Here is a 15,615-nt window from a genome sequence, read left to right as displayed (position 1 = left end):
TTTTTTTTATTGCCAGGCTTTGGTAGCGGCCCCGTTCACCAGTTTAATGATGTAGAGGTGCTTGTTCTCAAAATAATCGGGCACCGTATTTTCTTTTTTCAGCATCACCGGCCGGAAGTTATAATCGCTTATCACTTTAAAATTCTTATCGTTGACATTATTCATAAAGTTGTCTCCGTGCTTTGCCAGCAACCTTGTAAATAAATATACCGTTTCAAATCCTTTGAACACCATGTCTCCGGGGTAGGTCTTATATTTTTTCCGGTAGCTTTCCGTGACCCATTTGCTGTAGTCGTCTGTTTTATTATTGAAATAAGGGGTCGTGTAATAGACCGGGAAGTCAACCAGCTCATTCTTCCTGCCCAGTGCGGCAAAGCCATCCCAGGTTGGCATACCAATGAGTGTCAGGGGATAGGTTCTATGAAGTTCAAAGCAGGCCTTTGATATATTTCCCGCAAATGTCTCATCCAGGCTGGCGCCGATCAGGATACTGTTCTGGTTGCTGTCGAGTTTTGATTTAAGGAAAGCAGCAGTCGGGTTATTTTCAAAATAAAGCGTTTCGATGGGCAGCAACGGTTTACCATCCTGTTCATTTATTTGTTTGAAATAAGATGCCACCATGTCTTCCTGTACCCCTTTCCGGCGGCAGAGGTATATCCTGTCGGTACCATGTTTCTGCAGGATATAACTGAAGATGGCTTCACAATGCGACCGCAGGGTGGAGTTCACGATGACCAGGAAGGGGTTCCGGGTTATCCCTGCATCATTGGGATAGGTGGCCGAGATGAACGGGATGTTCTTTTGAAGTGCAAACCCGGCCAGTTGAAAATATTCGGCGTCCTTCACGCTGCCTATGATAAGCTGCAGGCTGTCCAGTTTTTTATTCTGGATAAGCCAGGAAACGGGTTGCGTGTATGATTTTGTATCGTAAATGCTCGCCTCCATATAATCATCGCCTGCCTGCAGGCTATCCAGCGCCAGTTGTGCACCTCTTACAAAATCCACGGCGGGCATGATGAACCTGGGTAAGTTTTGTTTATACCGGAATGTATTGTTGCTGAATACAGAGTCAAGATAAAGCGGGGCAAAGATGCCGATCTTCAAAGTCGATTTTTTCAGGGAATCAACCTGTGCACGGGCGCTGGTAAAATCAAAAAACGCGATGAAAAATAACCCAGCTGTTAAGAATCTCTTCTTCATTTTTAATGCTTCATTTTTAACCTGCCTGCCGGCAGGTGCTTCATTATCTACTCCCACTCAATTGTTGCAGGGGGCTTGCTGCTGATGTCATACACTACCCGGTTTATTCCCTTTACGTTGTTTATTATTTCATTGGATATGCCGGCTAAGAAATCATAGGGCAAATGTGCCCAGTCTGCTGTCATGCCATCTACCGATGTTACGGCCCTTAATGCAACCGTGAATTCATAGGTCCGCTCGTCACCCATCACCCCAACACTTTTAACAGGCAGTAAAATGGTGCCTGCCTGCCAGACCGATGCATATAAATCATGTTTCTTCAGGCCATTGATGTAAATAGCATCTGCTTCCTGCAATAACCGTACCCTTTCTTCTGTAATTTCTCCCAATATCCGTATGCCAAGGCCCGGTCCCGGGAAAGGATGACGGAAGAGCATTTCATGTGGTATCCCCAGTTCCAGCCCCACTTTTCTTACCTCATCCTTGAACAGGGAACGAAGGGGTTCCACCAATCCCAGTTTCATGCTGTCGGGCAATCCGCCAACATTGTGATGCGATTTAATGGTTGCCGATGGTCCGTGTACAGACAGGGATTCGATCACATCCGGGTAAATGGTGCCCTGGCCTAAAAGTTCAACCCCTTCAATTTTGTGTGCTTCCTGGTCGAATATCTCTATGAACGCCCCGCCGATTGCTTTGCGTTTTTCTTCCGGGTCTGTTTTGCCTTCCAGCTTTTTGTAAAAATGCTTTTTTGCATCCACGCCGATAACATGCAGACCCAGTTTATTGTAAATGTTCAATACATCTTCAAACTCGTTTTTGCGTAAAACGCCGTTGTCCACAAAAATGCCGTACAGGTTGTCGCCAATGGCTTTCTGGATCAGGGTGGCGGCAACGGTACTGTCTACCCCGCCACTAAGCCCCATGATCACTTTTTTATACCCGATCTGCGCCTTTAATTTTTCTACCGTCTCCGTTATAAAATGTGCCGGTGTCCAGTCCTGGCTGCACTGGCAGACGTTCACCAGAAAATTCTTCAGGATGGTCTTGCCTTCCGTGGAATGGTATACTTCGGGATGGAACTGCAGGCCATAGAGCGGGAAGGTCCCGTTATTTTTTTGGCGGAATGCGGCCACGGGAATGCTTTCTGTAGTGCCCAGCATTTCACATCCTTCCGGTAATACTTTAATGGTATCGCTGTGGCTCATCCAAACCTGTGAAGCAGGGGAAATATTCTGCAGCAGGGTATCTTCTTTTACTTTACTGAAAATGGCACGGCCGTATTCACGTTTATCGCTTTTCTCAACCCGGCCGCCATACAGTTTTGCAGTAAGCTGGGCCCCGTAGCAAATGCCCAATACCGGAACTTTTTCAGTCATGGACCTTACATCGACCACCGGGGCATTTTCTTCATTTACAGAGAAAGGGGAGCCGCCGAGGATGATGCCCTTTAACCCGGGTTCGTACAGGATATCTTTGCTGTAGGGGATGATCTCACAAAAAACATTCAGCTCTCTTACCGTACGGGCAATGAGTTGCGTGTATTGGGAACCAAAATCAAGGATGAGAATCTTTTCAGTCATATAGGCTGCGAAGGTAAATAATTACGGGGATGATTTTGTTGTTGTATTGATAGGGTGGTTTTGCGGAATGATTATATTTACATAAATTTTTACGCCATGAAGCAGATCCTGTTTCTTTTTATTGTTGTTTTCAGCCTGGCTTCCTGCAGTTATACCACCGGGAGCGGGGATATCATTACCGAAAACCGTTCGGTGAGGGATTTTACCGGCATTTCGGTGGGGGGCGACTTTGATGTGGAAGTGAGGATCGGGCCTGCCACGGAAGTAAAACTGGAAGCCGATGATAATATCATGAGGTATATAGAGACAGTTGTTTCCGGAAATACGCTGAAGATCAGGACCAGGGACCTTCATAACTACCATGATGTTCACATGAAGGTATATATAACCACCCCCTCTTTAACGAAGATCAGCACTTCCGCATCTGCCCGGGTTAAAGTGCAGGATGTGATTAAATCAAGCGAAAGGTTGACATTTAATGCCTCCAGTTCAGGAACCATTGATGCCGACGTGGATTCGCCCGAGATAGAGGCGGATGCCAGCAGCGGATCTACGATTAACCTGGATGGTAAAACCCGTACCTATCATGCCCAGGCTTCCAGTGGAGCAAGTATCAGGTCGTATGACCTTTTAAGTGAAATTACCGTAGTAAAGGTCAGCAGCGGGGCCGGGGCCCGGGTGCATGCCAGTGTAACACTGGATGCCCATGCCAGCAGTGGCGGAACGGTCAATTATCACGGGGCCGCTTCTGTCACTAAGTCCGAAAGCAGTGGCGGCAATGTGAGCAAAAGGGACTAAACATAGCTACTGCCCGGCAAATTTCCTTCCTTAATGCCCCAGATCTCCCCGGGACCGTGGTTTATTTAAAAAAACTTTCCCCTTTCTTTTGCTGTTTACCTGTCAACCCCTACCTTTGCACTCCAAATTAAAAAAAGGTATTTTAAAAGTTCTTTTTATATGTCACAGAGAATCAGAATCAAATTACAGTCTTACGACCACAACCTGGTTGATAAATCAGCCGAAAAGATCGTTAAAACTGTACGCAGCACCGGCGCCGTTGTAACAGGACCCATTCCGTTGCCAACGCATAAGAAAATCTTTACGGTATTGCGTTCGCCTCACGTTAACAAGAAAGCCCGTGAGCAGTTCCAACTGTGTACGCATAAGCGTTTATTAGACATTTACACCAGCAGCAGCCGTACGGTGGATGCATTGAGTAAGTTAGACTTACCAAGTGGTGTGGATGTTGAGATCAAAGCTTGATGAACTTTCTCTCCCGGTAACTACCGGGACGGAGAAAAGCAGATAGCAAGTTCTTAAAAAGAAAAAAATAATGAACATCTATCTCTCGCCCCAGGCGAGAGCGCTGGATATAAATAAGATACAATGAAAAGTATTATTGGAAAGAAAATCGGCATGACGAGTATCTTCGATGTAAGTGGCAAGCAGACCGCTGTTACTATTATTGAGGCCGGCCCATGCGTGGTTACACAAAAGAAGACCGTTGAGACCGACGGCTACAATGCTCTCCAGATAGCATTTGGTGATAAGAAGGAAAAACACTCCACAAAATCTGAGACCAATCACTTTGCCAAAGCGCAAACCTCTCCTAAAAGATTCGTAAAAGAAATACGCAATAGCGAAACAGACAAAAATGTTGGCGAGACCATCACGGTAGACATTTTCACCGAAGGTGATCAGGTTGAAGTGGTTGGAACCACCAAAGGAAAAGGATTCCAGGGTGTTGTACGTCGTCATGGATTCAGCGGTGTGGGTGAGCAGTCTCACGGACAGCACGACCGTCAAAGGGCCCCGGTTCTATCGGTAACTCATCCGATGCCAGCCGTGTATTCAAGGGTATGCGTATGGCCGGCCGTATGGGGCAGGACAGGGTTACCATGAAAGGCCTGAAAGTGGTGAAGATCTTCCCGGAGAAAAATTACATATTGATCAGCGGCTCCGTACCGGGCCACAACGGTTCTATTGTTTTAATTCAAAAATAACCCTTCGGCTCCGCTCAGGGTGGCAAAAAATAAGTACAATGCAAGTAGATGTTTTAAATACAGAAGGAAAAAAGACCGGCAGAACGGTTGAATTACCAGAAGAGATATTTGGTATCGAACCCAATGACCATGCTATTTACCTGGCTGTTAAACAATACCAGGGAGCACAGCGCCAGGGAACGCACAAGGTGAAGACCCGTATGGAAGTGCATGGCTCTTCCAAGAAACTGCACAAGCAGAAAGGTACCGGTGGTGCCCGTAAAGGTAACCTGCGTAACCCGTTGTATAAAGGCGGTGGTACCATCTTCGGGCCCAAGCCGCACAGCTACGATATCAAACTGAACCGCAAGGTGAAGGACCTGGCTAAGATGAGCGCCCTCGCTCACAAAGCAAAGGACAATGCGATCGTGGTACTGGAAGATGTGAAAATGGATGCACCTAAAACAGCTGCTTTCACCGGTATTCTGAAAAACCTGAACATCGCCGGTAAAAAGACATTGGTTGTGCTGGCAGAATACAACGATAACCTGTACCTGAGCCTGCGCAATGTGCCCACGGCAAACGGTACCCTGTTAAGCGATCTGAATACATACGATATACTCAATGCAAACGTGCTGATATTGACGGAAGGTGCTGCAAAGATCTTTACAGAAGAAAGCGTGGAAGCATAAGGGAATTAAAAACTAAAATTAAAATTAAGAGACATGAAACTGTCTGATGTGTTAATAAAGCCGATCTTATCTGAAAAAGCCAATAAACAGGCTGAGAAAATGAACCGTTACTCTTTTGTCGTGGACAAAAAAGCCAACAAGCTGGAGATCAAGAAGGCAGTAGAAAGTTTTTATGGCGTTCAGGTGGATGAGGTGAATACCATTGTGGTGCCTTCGAAGGCCAAAGCCAGGTATACCAAGGCGGGGTTCATCGTTGGCCGCAAGCCTTCTAAGAAGAAAGCGATCGTAACCGTTGCCAAGGGTGAAACCATTGACCTGTACGGCAACAGTATCTAAAACACCGCCCCCAATCCGCCGGCTGGCGGAGAGTAAGGCAACACCAAAATAGTAATTAATGAATGGTAAATCTGCTACCGCAAAATGCAGAGATTAGTAAAACATGATCTTCTCCTTTTATCCGCCGGCTGGCGGAGATAGGGGCAGGAAAAAGAATCAAAATGGCACTAAGGAAATACAAACCAACAACAGCAGGCACCCGGTGGAGGATCGGTAATGCATACGCAGAAGTTACCAGCAGCACGCCGGAGAAATCATTGCTTGAAAAGCAAAAGAGCACTGCAGGTCGTAACGCCCAGGGCAGGCGTTCTATGCGTTACATGGGCAGCGGGAACAAGACCATGTACCGTATCATGGATTTCAAAAGGGATAAGAAGAATATTCCGGCTGTAGTGAAAACGATCGAGTATGATCCAAACCGTACTGCTTTTATAGCCCTGTTGGCTTATGTAGACGGAGAGAAGCGTTATATAATTGCTCCCCAGGGATTGCAGGTGGGCCAGACCGTAATAAGCGGTGATGATGTGGCCCCTGAATTAGGAAATGCATTACAGCTGAAGCACATGCCATTGGGTACCAATGTTCATAATATTGAAATGCAGCCCAGTCATGGCGGTATCCTGGTAAGAAGCGCCGGTACCTCTGCCCAGTTAAGTAACAAGGAAGAAAAGTATGCCATCTTAAAAATGCCAAGCGGTGAATTAAGAAAGGTATTGATCAACTGTTATGCAACAGTAGGTGTGGTAAGTAACAGCGACCATAACCTGGAAAGCATGGGTAAGGCCGGTCGTAATCGCTGGAAAGGCATTCGTCCACGTACCAGGGCGGTAGCCATGAACCCGGTGGATCACCCGATGGGTGGTGGTGAAGGAAGGGCTTCCGGTGGTCACCCACGCAGCCGCAAAGGTAAATATGCAAAAGGACAGATCACCCGTACAAGAGGAAAAGGATCTGATAAGATGATCATCCAGCGGAAAAACGGAAAGAAATTAAGTAATAAGTAATCAATCATTGTTAAAATGGCTCGCCTGCCGGCGGACAAATCAACAACAAAAAAATAAAACATGGCTCGTTCGTTAAAAAAAGGACCTTATGTAGAATCCAAGCTGAATGCGAAAGTTTCTGCAATGATCGAAGGAAAAGCAAAAAAGGGTGTTATCAAGACCTGGAGTCGCCGAAGCACCATTACCCCGGATTTTGTAGGGCAAACGTTTGCAGTGCATAACGGAAACAAATTCATCCCGGTCTATGTAACGGAATTCATGGTGGGACATAAATTAGGTGAGTTTGCACCTACCAGGAATTTTAAAGGACACTCAAGTAAAAAAATAGCATAAACCTGATACAGGATACAAGATACCGGATAGAAAACTTTGATCTGGTATCCGGTATCCGGGATCAAGAAACTAAATAAAAATGGAAGCAGTAGCAAAATTGAACAACTATCCAACCTCGCCGCGTAAAATGCGTTTGCTGGTTGACCTGATCCGTGGACTGGATGTGGAAAAGGCATTGGCCGTTCTGGAACACAATCCAAAGCATCCGGCTGTTCCTTTACGTAAGCTGGTATTATCTGCCATCAACAACTGGAAACAGAAAAATGAAGGCGGTGATGAAAGCGGGCTGGTTGTAAAGACCGTGATGGTTGACGGCGCAAGGGTCATCAAGCGTATGCGCCCTGCACCACAGGGACGTGGCTACCGGGTTCGCAAGCGCAGCAACCATGTTACCATCGTCGTGGATTCTAAAGCAATTAAAAATTAATAATAAAAAGCATTAACCAATAATATGGGTCAAAAAACAAATCCGATAGGCGCCAGGTTAGGGATCATCCGTGGATGGGACAGCAACTGGTTTGCAAGCAAAACGGAATATCCAAAGAAACTGATCGAAGACAACAAGATCAGGAATTACCTGAATGCCCGTATCAACAAGGGTGGTATCTCTAAAATAGTTATTGAGCGTACGCTTAACAAACTGATCGTTACCATCCACACGTCCAAGCCCGGTATCATCATTGGTAAGGGCGGCGGAGAGGTTGACCGGATTAAAGAAGAGCTGAAAAAATTATGTGGTAAAGATGATGTGCAGATAAACATACTGGAGATACGCCGTCCGGAACTGGATGCGAACATTGTGGCAGATACCATTGCCCGCCAGCTGGAAAACCGTATCAACTACAAGCGGGCGATCAAGATGTCGATCGCATCGGCTTTACGGATGGGTGCAGAAGGTATTAAGGTAAAGGTAGGTGGCCGTTTGGGTGGTGCTGAAATTGCCCGTAGTGAAGAGATCAAACAGGGCCGTACCCCGTTACATACATTACGTATGGATATTGATTATGCCAATGTGTTTGCGTTAACGGTATATGGTAAGATCGGAATAAAGGTTTGGATATGTAAAGGAGAGGTTTTGGGAAAGCGTGACCTCAACCCGAATGTGGTAGCCGGTGGTGGAAAAGAAGTGGGTGAAAGACAGGGTGGATTTGACAGGAGGGATGACCGCAGGGGTGGTGGTGACCGCAGGGGTGGTGGCGACAGAAGAGGCGGCGGCGGAAGAAGATAATTTTGTAAAAAAAAATTTGAATAAGTAACTAGAAATTTTTTAAAGATGTTACAACCGAAAAGAACAAAACACAGAAAGACGCAGAAAGGAAGAATGAAGGGAGATACCAAGCGGGGCGCAACCCTGGCTTTCGGAACCTTTGGCTTAAAGGCCCTGGATAGTGTTTGGATGACCAGCCGCCAGATAGAAAGTGCCCGCCAGGCATTGACCCGCCACATGAAACGGGAAGGAAATGTGTGGATCAGGATATTCCCCGATAAGCCGGTTACAGCAAAACCAGCTGAGGTAAGGATGGGTAAAGGTAAAGGTAACCCCGAAGGATGGGCTGCCATTGTACAACCCGGCAGGATCCTGTTTGAGTGCGACGGTGTATCCGAACAGGTAGCAAAAGAAGCGTTTGAATTGGCCGCACAAAAACTGCCGATCCTGTGGTGAGCTAAAAATTAAAATAACAGAGTTTGAGGTTTGAAATCGTGACTAACGCAGCATTATTGATTCATCAAATTATCAAATAGAATAAAGATGTCAAAGAAAGTTGATTTTTTAAACAGCCTGAAAGGTTTGAATGAATCAGACCTGAAAGCAAAGATCGCGGAAGATGAACTGCGCCTGAAGAAGCTTTCATTTTCACATGCCATTTCTCCGCTGGAGAATCCGCAGAGCGTCCGCTCTTTAAGAAGGGACCTGGCCCGTTTGAAGACCGCATTAAAAAAAGTTCAGTTAGGGTTTTAATGAATCCATAAAATAAAAAAGAACGTGGAAAGAAATTTAAGAAAAACAAAATTAGGAGTGGTATCCAGCAACAAAATGGATAAGACTATTACCGTAAGCGTAGAACGTAAAGTAAAGCATCCGCTTTATGGAAAGTTCGTAAAGAAGTCTACCAAGTTTCATGCGCATGATGAAAAAAATGAGTGCAGCATTGGCGATACCGTTAAGATCATGGAGACCCGGCCAATGAGCAAAACAAAACGCTGGAGACTGGTGGAAGTGGTTGAAAAAGTAAAATAAGAAAGTTTATAGTTTCCGGTTTGTGGTTGGCAGTTGTGAATCCTTGCAATACCAAACTACAAACAACAAACAACAAATATTAAGATAATGATACAGCAAGAAAGCAGACTAAATGTAGCCGACAACAGTGGTGCAAAGGAAGTCCTGTGTATCCGTGTACTGGGTAACAGCGGCCAGGATTATGCAAAGATCGGTGATAAGATAGTGGTAACGGTAAAAGATGCCATGCCGGCTGGTGGTATCAAAAAAGGAACGGTCAGCAAGGCAGTGATCGTACGGACCACCAACAAACTTCGTCGTAAAGATGGTTCATACATCCGCTTTGACGACAATGCGGTGGTACTGCTGAATGCTTCTGACGAACCAAGGGGTACCCGTATTTTCGGGCCCGTGGCAAGGGAGTTGCGGGACAAGGGATACATGAAGATCATTTCATTGGCTCCCGAAGTATTGTAAGAAGTAGTAAAAAAATTGAAAAAAAGCTGTAAAGCGAATTAATACAATGAGTACAAGATTTAAACCCAAGTTCAACATTAAAAAAGGCGATTCAGTAGTGGTGATTACCGGCGAGGACAAAGACCTGAAGAAGCCCCGCAAAGTGTTGGAAATAATACTGGATAAAGAGCGCATTTTGGTGGAAGGGGTAAACATCGTTACCAAGCACACCAAGCCCACTTCACAAAACACCAAAGGAGGTATTGTGAAAAAAGAGGCGCCGATCGCCATCAGCAATGTAATGTTGTGGGATGCCAAGGCAGGTGCACCAACCAAGGTGAAGCGTACCAGGGAAAACGGTAAACTAGTAAGAATCTCAAAAAAATCAGGAGGGGTAATAAAATAATGAGCACACAAACAAACACTCCAAGATTAGCAGATAAGTACAAATCAGAAGTTGTACCTGCTTTAATGAAAAAATTCAGTTATAAAACTGTAATGCAGGCGCCCAGGCTTACCAAGATCTGTTTGAATCGTGGTGTGAACGGCGCGGTAACAGATAAAAAACTGATCGACATCGCCATCGACGAGTTATCAAACATAACCGGTCAGAAGGCAGTGGCCACCATCTCCAAGAAGGATATCTCAAACTTCAAACTGCGTAAGAGCATGCCGATCGGTGCACGGGTTACGTTGCGTGGGGTGAAGATGTATGAATTCCTGGACAGGCTGGTCTCTGTATCCCTGCCACGTGTACGTGACTTCAAGGGCATCAATGATAAATCATTTGATGGCCGTGGGAACTACACACTGGGTGTTACCGAGCAGATCATTTTCCCTGAAATTGATATTGACAAGGTAAATAAGATAACCGGCCTGGATATCACATTTGTAACAACGGCCAACACCAATGAAGAAGCATTTGAACTGCTGAAGGAATTGGGCATGCCGTTCAAGAATATTAAAAAGTAAAAACGTTAATCCGTTAATTGGTTAACACGTATCAACGGATTAACCAAGTAACCAGTAAACAAAAAAAATAATGGCAAAAAAATCAGTTGAAGCCAGGCAAAGAAAGCGGGAAGTAATGGTTGCAAAGTATGCCGAGAAAAGGGCCGCCTTAAAAGCAGCCGGCGACTATGCAGCATTGGACCTGATCCCGAAGAATGCGTCACCGGTTCGTTTAAAGAACCGTTGCCAGCTTACGGGCCGTCCAAGGGGTTATATCCGTCACTTTGGTATTTCCAGGAACATGTTCCGGGATATGGCTTTGCAGGGTAAGATACCCGGAGTAACAAAGGCAAGCTGGTAAGCGAAATGCCGATCCCGGATCCAGTATCCCGGATCTTGAATCCCGAAAAAAGGATATCGCATTGTAAAAAAATTATTAAATCATTTAACAGAAATAACAATGGTTACTGATCCGATAGCAGATTATTTGACTAGAATCCGGAACGCACAGATGGCTAACCACCGCATCGTGGAAATACCAGCCAGCAACCTGAAAAAGCGAATCACCGAGATTTTATACGAAAAGGGCTACATCTTGAAATACAAATTTGAAGATGACAGCAAGCAAGGTGTGATCAAGATCGCCCTTAAATACGACCCGGCCACAAAACTGCCGGCCATACAGAGCCTGGAAAGGATAAGCCGCCCGGGTTTGCGTACATATGTAAAGCCTGCTGAATTCAAGCGGGTAAAGAACGGATTGGGTGTTTCCATCGTTTCCACTTCAAAAGGAGTGATGACCGACAAAGAAGCGAAGGCACAGAATGTAGGTGGTGAAGTATTGTGTAATATTTATTAATAACTGAAAGTTTTTCTGATACATTAAGCCGGATCCTGTAGCAGGCTGACCGGTCAGAAGAAAAAATAAAATAAAATTTATGTCACGTATAGGTAAGCAACCGATCTCGATCCCTGCTGGTGTAACCGTTACAGTTGGTGCAGATAATATTGTTACTGTAAAGGGCCCAAAAGGTGAATTAAAAGAGACCATCGACAGGGATATCAGGGTAGAAGCGAAAGACGGTGTTGTTAACATCGTTCGGCCGACCGACCAGATCCGCCACCGTGCTATGCATGGTTTATACCGTTCACTGGTCAGCAACATGGTAAAGGGCGTAACGGAAGGATACAGCAAAAAACTGGAACTGGTGGGGGTGGGTTACAAAGCATCTAACCAGGGGAACCTGCTGGATCTTTCATTGGGTTATTCGCACAACATCATTTTCGAGATCCCGAAAGAACTGAAGGTTTCCACTTCACAGGAAAAAGGTCAAAACCCGATGATCAATTTCGAAAGCATCGACAAGCAGCTGATCGGCCAGGTTTGTGCCAAGATCAGGAGCCTGCGTAAACCGGAACCATACAAGGGTAAGGGTGTTAAGTTTGCCGGCGAAGTATTAAGAAGGAAGGCTGGTAAAGCGGCTGGCAAGTAATAACGTTAATCTGTTGATCCGTTAACACGTTTAAACGGATTAACCAATAAACGGATTAACCAATAAACGGATTAACAAAATTTCCCGGCAGTATCGGGAAGAAAAAATAAAGATTATGAACAACAAGTCAACGGCAAGGAAAAAGATCAGGTACCGCATCCGCAAAAAAGTAAGCGGCGTTACTGCAAAACCAAGGTTAAGCGTTTTCAGGAGTAACAGCGACATCTATGCCCAGTTAATTGATGACAGCAATGGCGTAACGCTGGCTGCTGCATCCTCCAGGCAAAAAGATATCCAGGCTCAGAAGGCGCCGAAAATTGAAAAAAGTAAAATGGTTGGAGCTGCCATTGCCACCAAGGCAAAAGAACTGGGTATATCAACCGTTGTTTTTGACCGGGGCGGTTATATCTATCATGGTCGTGTGAAGGCTGTGGCAGAAGGTGCAAGGGAAGGTGGCCTGGTGTTTTAAAATTTTAAACTTTCTAATCAGAAAAATAGATGTCAAATACAATTGGAAATAAAGTAAAAGCGGGCGACCTGGAACTGAAAGACAAAGTGGTTGCGATTAACCGTGTTGTTAAAACAACCAAAGGCGGCCGTGCCTTTAGTTTCTCTGCCCTGGTGGTGGTAGGTAACGAAGCAGGCGTGGTTGGTCATGGTTTGGGAAAGGCCAAAGAAGTACAGGAAGCCATTACCAAAGGAATTGAAGATGCAAAGAAGAACCTGATCAAAGTTCCGATCATGCATGGTACTATTCCGCACGACCAGTTAACCAAGGATGGTGCAGCCAAAGTGTATATCAAGCCTGCCGCACATGGTACCGGTGTGATCGCCGGAGGTAGTATGCGGGCTGTCCTGGAAGCTGCCGGTATCACAGACGTGTTGGCCAAGAACCTCGGTTCTGCCAATCCGCATAACGTGGTTAAAGCAACATTTAAGGCATTGGCAACTTTGCGTGAGCCGATCTCAGTTGCAAAAACAAGAGGAATCTCCTTGAAGAAAGTATTTAACGGATAAAGCCCCCATCTCCGCCAGCTCGCGGAGAGAAATGGGAGGCATATTTTTAATAATTAAAATCAAATCCCCCTTTAGGGGATAGGGGTATGAAAAAGATAAAAGTAACACAGGTTAAAAGCACGATAGACCGCTCTGAGCGCCAGAAAAGAACAATGGCTGCGCTGGGATTAAAAAAGATGAATGCCTCTGTGGAAGTGGAAGCCACTCCCCAGATACTGGGTATGGTGAACAAAGTGAATCACCTGGTAAAGGTGGAAGAACTGGCATAAAAAATTAATCCGTTGATCCGTTTAAACCTTGATACGGATTAGCCAATTAACATTTTAACGAATTAACAAACAAAGCGAGGGGTGATACCCCGTAAGTACAAAATCAGGATAAAATGAAACTACACACACTAAAACCTGCAAAAGGTTCTACACACAAGGAAAAAAGAATCGGCCGCGGCGAAGCAAGCGGTAAGGGAGGAACATCCACAAAAGGTAATAAAGGCGGACAAAGCCGTGCTGGTTACAAAAGCAAAATGGCCCACGAAGGTGGCCAGATGCCGATCCAGCGCCGTATTCCAAAACGTGGATTCAGGAACAATAACCGTATTGAATTTAAAGTACTGAACCTGGGACAAATCGACCAGCTTGCTGAAAAATACAGCCTTACCGAATTCAGCCTGCAGAACCTGTACATCAACGGGCTGATAAGCCAGTTTGACAGTGTTAAGATCTTAGGCAACGGCGAATTGAAAGGTAAATACAGTTTCAAAGTGAATGCTGCCAGCGAAAAGGCCAAAGCGGCTATTGAAGCGTCCGGTGGTACCATCGAGATAGTTAAATAATTTCACGATATTTGCCCGGCCCACGCTTTGCGGGGTCATTTTTAATTCAGCGCAAAACATTTAAATCGTTTACATTCTGTGAAGAAGTTCATTCAAACACTAAAGAATATCTGGAGCATTGAGGAGCTGCGCAATAAGATAACGTTCACGTTACTGCTGATCTTTATCTACCGCGTGGGTTCTTATATCGTACTTCCCGGTATCGATCCTAATAAATTAGCAGCGCTCTCTACCAGTGCCCAGTCGGGCATGCTGGGATTGCTGGATACTTTTGTAGGTGGCGCTTTCTCGAAGGCATCTATTTTTGCATTGGGTATCATGCCTTATATCTCTGCTTCTATCTTCATGCAGCTGATGACCATCCTGGTTCCGCAGATGGCAAAGATCCAGAAGGAAGGAGAGAGCGGCCGTAAAAAGATCAATCAGTGGACACGTTACCTTACCGTATTGGTAACCGCCTTCCAGGCAGCTGCCTATATCGGCTATTTAAAAAGCCTGGGTGAAGCCATCGTTCCGTCTTTTGTCAATTATTTCTGGGTTTCCACGGTCATCATTCTTACGGTAGGTACTTTGTTTGTAATGTGGCTGGGTGAAAAGATAACCGATAAGGGCCTGGGTAATGGTACTTCCATCATCATCATGGTAGGTATCCTGGCCCGCCTGCCGCAATCATTTGTTCACGAATGGGAATCAAGGATCACCCGGGGAGCCGGCGGTATCCTGATTATGCTGATCGAAGTGGTATTGCTTATTGCCGTGATACTCGGTGTGATATTGCTTGTCCAGGTACCCGGAAGGTCCCGGTTAATTATGCCAAACAGATCGTAGGCAACCGCCAGTTTGGTGGAGCCAGGAATTTCCTGCCACTGAAAGTGAATGCTTCCGGTGTTATGCCCATCATCTTTGCCCAGGCCATCCTGTTCCTGCCTACCTTATTTTCTTATGGTGGCACGGCCAGCTGGACCAAATACTTTACCGATCATACCCACGGCGGATACATGATCGTGTATTCTGTTTGTGTTATTGCCTTTACCTTCCTGTACACGGCACTGATATTTAACCCGAAACAAATGGCCGATGAACTGAAACGGAACAATGGGTTCATTCCCGGTGTAAAACCCGGCCAGCCTACTGCCGATTATATTGGTACCATCATGGACAGGATAACTTTACCGGGCGCTGTTCTACTGGCCTTTGTCGGTATACTGCCGGGTATCATAGAAGTACTGTTTGGAATGCAGCAGGACTTCTCTACATTCTTTGGCGGTACATCCCTGCTGATCAATGTGGCGGTTATCCTGGATACACTGCAGCAGATAGAAACGCAGTTGCTGATGCGCCAGTACGATGGCCTGATGAGCAGCGGGCGGATACAGGGAAGGCAGCAGGTTACTGCAGGAAGTGTGTAAAATATATCTTACCCCTTCACGGGGACTTAAAATAATTAATTAAGCCCCGACTGAATAAGTCGGGGTTTGTTTTAAAATCTATTAATAAAACATAAATAATCCTCCGCCA

23 protein-coding genes and 2 pseudogenes are annotated in these 15,615 nt (G+C 45.5%); 23 read left to right on the top strand and 2 right to left on the bottom strand.

What is annotated here, in order from left to right; genetic code table 11:
- Positions 1-6: 6 nt before the first annotated feature.
- Both IPJ02_06285 and guaA read right to left on the bottom strand, forming a co-directional pair.
- Positions 7-1,200: an ABC transporter substrate-binding protein gene (locus IPJ02_06285; protein MBK7375156.1), complete on the bottom strand. Its 1,194-nt coding sequence runs from the start codon at positions 1,198-1,200 to the stop codon at positions 7-9.
- Positions 1,201-1,247: 47 nt separating this feature from the next.
- A complete protein-coding gene (gene guaA / locus IPJ02_06280; protein MBK7375155.1) occupies positions 1,248-2,783 on the bottom strand; it encodes a glutamine-hydrolyzing GMP synthase in 1,536 nt (511 codons plus the stop codon).
- Between the two features lie 96 nt (positions 2,784-2,879).
- On the opposite strand from guaA, the gene IPJ02_06275 reads away from it, so the two are divergent.
- The 23 genes and pseudogenes from IPJ02_06275 (at position 2,880) to secY (ending at position 15,506) form a co-directional block, all read left to right on the top strand.
- A complete protein-coding gene (locus IPJ02_06275) occupies positions 2,880-3,581 on the top strand; it encodes a DUF2807 domain-containing protein (GenBank protein ID MBK7375154.1) in 702 nt (233 codons plus the stop codon).
- Between the two features lie 159 nt (positions 3,582-3,740).
- Entirely contained in the window at positions 3,741-4,046 is a 306-nt protein-coding gene (rpsJ, locus tag IPJ02_06270) for a 30S ribosomal protein S10 (GenBank protein ID MBK7375153.1), read from the top strand.
- Positions 4,047-4,169: 123 nt separating this feature from the next.
- Positions 4,170-4,786 (top strand): annotated as a pseudogene (rplC, locus tag IPJ02_06265) (50S ribosomal protein L3).
- A 38-nt stretch (positions 4,787-4,824) separates the two neighbouring features.
- The gene (gene rplD, locus IPJ02_06260; protein ID MBK7375152.1) at positions 4,825-5,457 is read left to right on the top strand and encodes a 50S ribosomal protein L4; all 633 of its coding nucleotides are present in this window, start codon (positions 4,825-4,827) and stop codon (positions 5,455-5,457) included.
- A gap of 33 nt (positions 5,458-5,490) precedes the next feature.
- Positions 5,491-5,793: a 50S ribosomal protein L23 gene (rplW, locus tag IPJ02_06255; protein ID MBK7375151.1), complete on the top strand. Its 303-nt coding sequence runs from the start codon at positions 5,491-5,493 to the stop codon at positions 5,791-5,793.
- Between the two features lie 161 nt (positions 5,794-5,954).
- Positions 5,955-6,797, top strand: a complete 843-nt coding sequence (gene rplB / locus IPJ02_06250; GenBank protein ID MBK7375150.1) for a 50S ribosomal protein L2 — start codon at positions 5,955-5,957, stop codon at positions 6,795-6,797.
- 60 nt (positions 6,798-6,857) lie between these two features.
- On the top strand, positions 6,858-7,130 hold the full coding sequence (rpsS, locus tag IPJ02_06245; protein ID MBK7375149.1) for a 30S ribosomal protein S19: 273 nt from the start codon (positions 6,858-6,860) through the stop codon (positions 7,128-7,130).
- Positions 7,131-7,209: 79 nt separating this feature from the next.
- Positions 7,210-7,557, top strand: a complete 348-nt coding sequence (rplV, locus tag IPJ02_06240; protein ID MBK7375148.1) for a 50S ribosomal protein L22 — start codon at positions 7,210-7,212, stop codon at positions 7,555-7,557.
- 24 nt (positions 7,558-7,581) lie between these two features.
- Complete coding sequence (gene rpsC / locus IPJ02_06235; protein MBK7375147.1) at positions 7,582-8,358, top strand: 30S ribosomal protein S3; 777 nt, start codon at positions 7,582-7,584, stop codon at positions 8,356-8,358.
- A gap of 45 nt (positions 8,359-8,403) precedes the next feature.
- The gene (gene rplP, locus IPJ02_06230) at positions 8,404-8,793 is read left to right on the top strand and encodes a 50S ribosomal protein L16 (protein MBK7375146.1); all 390 of its coding nucleotides are present in this window, start codon (positions 8,404-8,406) and stop codon (positions 8,791-8,793) included.
- An 87-nt stretch (positions 8,794-8,880) separates the two neighbouring features.
- Positions 8,881-9,090 (top strand): 50S ribosomal protein L29, encoded by a 210-nt coding sequence (gene rpmC, locus IPJ02_06225; GenBank protein MBK7375145.1) that lies wholly within the window; start codon positions 8,881-8,883, stop codon positions 9,088-9,090.
- 24 nt (positions 9,091-9,114) lie between these two features.
- Positions 9,115-9,369: a 30S ribosomal protein S17 gene (gene rpsQ, locus IPJ02_06220; GenBank protein MBK7375144.1), complete on the top strand. Its 255-nt coding sequence runs from the start codon at positions 9,115-9,117 to the stop codon at positions 9,367-9,369.
- 87 nt (positions 9,370-9,456) lie between these two features.
- Positions 9,457-9,825 (top strand): 50S ribosomal protein L14, encoded by a 369-nt coding sequence (gene rplN, locus IPJ02_06215; GenBank protein ID MBK7375143.1) that lies wholly within the window; start codon positions 9,457-9,459, stop codon positions 9,823-9,825.
- A 46-nt stretch (positions 9,826-9,871) separates the two neighbouring features.
- Entirely contained in the window at positions 9,872-10,210 is a 339-nt protein-coding gene (rplX, locus tag IPJ02_06210) for a 50S ribosomal protein L24 (GenBank protein ID MBK7375142.1), read from the top strand.
- On the top strand, positions 10,210-10,776 hold the full coding sequence (gene rplE, locus IPJ02_06205; GenBank protein ID MBK7375141.1) for a 50S ribosomal protein L5: 567 nt from the start codon (positions 10,210-10,212) through the stop codon (positions 10,774-10,776). The genes rplX and rplE overlap by 1 nt, the downstream gene beginning before the upstream one ends.
- A gap of 70 nt (positions 10,777-10,846) precedes the next feature.
- A complete protein-coding gene (gene rpsN, locus IPJ02_06200) occupies positions 10,847-11,116 on the top strand; it encodes a 30S ribosomal protein S14 (protein MBK7375140.1) in 270 nt (89 codons plus the stop codon).
- Positions 11,117-11,215: 99 nt separating this feature from the next.
- Positions 11,216-11,614, top strand: coding sequence for a 30S ribosomal protein S8 (gene rpsH, locus IPJ02_06195; protein ID MBK7375139.1), 399 nt, complete (start codon positions 11,216-11,218; stop codon positions 11,612-11,614).
- 79 nt (positions 11,615-11,693) lie between these two features.
- Positions 11,694-12,248: a 50S ribosomal protein L6 gene (gene rplF, locus IPJ02_06190; protein ID MBK7375138.1), complete on the top strand. Its 555-nt coding sequence runs from the start codon at positions 11,694-11,696 to the stop codon at positions 12,246-12,248.
- A gap of 115 nt (positions 12,249-12,363) precedes the next feature.
- Positions 12,364-12,717, top strand: a complete 354-nt coding sequence (gene rplR, locus IPJ02_06185) for a 50S ribosomal protein L18 (GenBank protein ID MBK7375137.1) — start codon at positions 12,364-12,366, stop codon at positions 12,715-12,717.
- Between the two features lie 29 nt (positions 12,718-12,746).
- Complete coding sequence (gene rpsE / locus IPJ02_06180; GenBank protein ID MBK7375136.1) at positions 12,747-13,265, top strand: 30S ribosomal protein S5; 519 nt, start codon at positions 12,747-12,749, stop codon at positions 13,263-13,265.
- 86 nt (positions 13,266-13,351) lie between these two features.
- Positions 13,352-13,534, top strand: coding sequence for a 50S ribosomal protein L30 (gene rpmD, locus IPJ02_06175; GenBank protein ID MBK7375135.1), 183 nt, complete (start codon positions 13,352-13,354; stop codon positions 13,532-13,534).
- A gap of 113 nt (positions 13,535-13,647) precedes the next feature.
- Positions 13,648-14,097, top strand: coding sequence for a 50S ribosomal protein L15 (rplO, locus tag IPJ02_06170; GenBank protein MBK7375134.1), 450 nt, complete (start codon positions 13,648-13,650; stop codon positions 14,095-14,097).
- A 78-nt stretch (positions 14,098-14,175) separates the two neighbouring features.
- Positions 14,176-15,506: pseudogene (secY, locus tag IPJ02_06165) on the top strand (preprotein translocase subunit SecY).
- Positions 15,507-15,615: the final 109 nt, after the last annotated feature.

The organism is Chitinophagaceae bacterium (assembly GCA_016710165.1).
Classification (GTDB): Bacteria; Bacteroidota; Bacteroidia; order Chitinophagales; family Chitinophagaceae; genus Ferruginibacter.
This window is presented reverse-complemented; position numbering and strand designations above follow the sequence as displayed.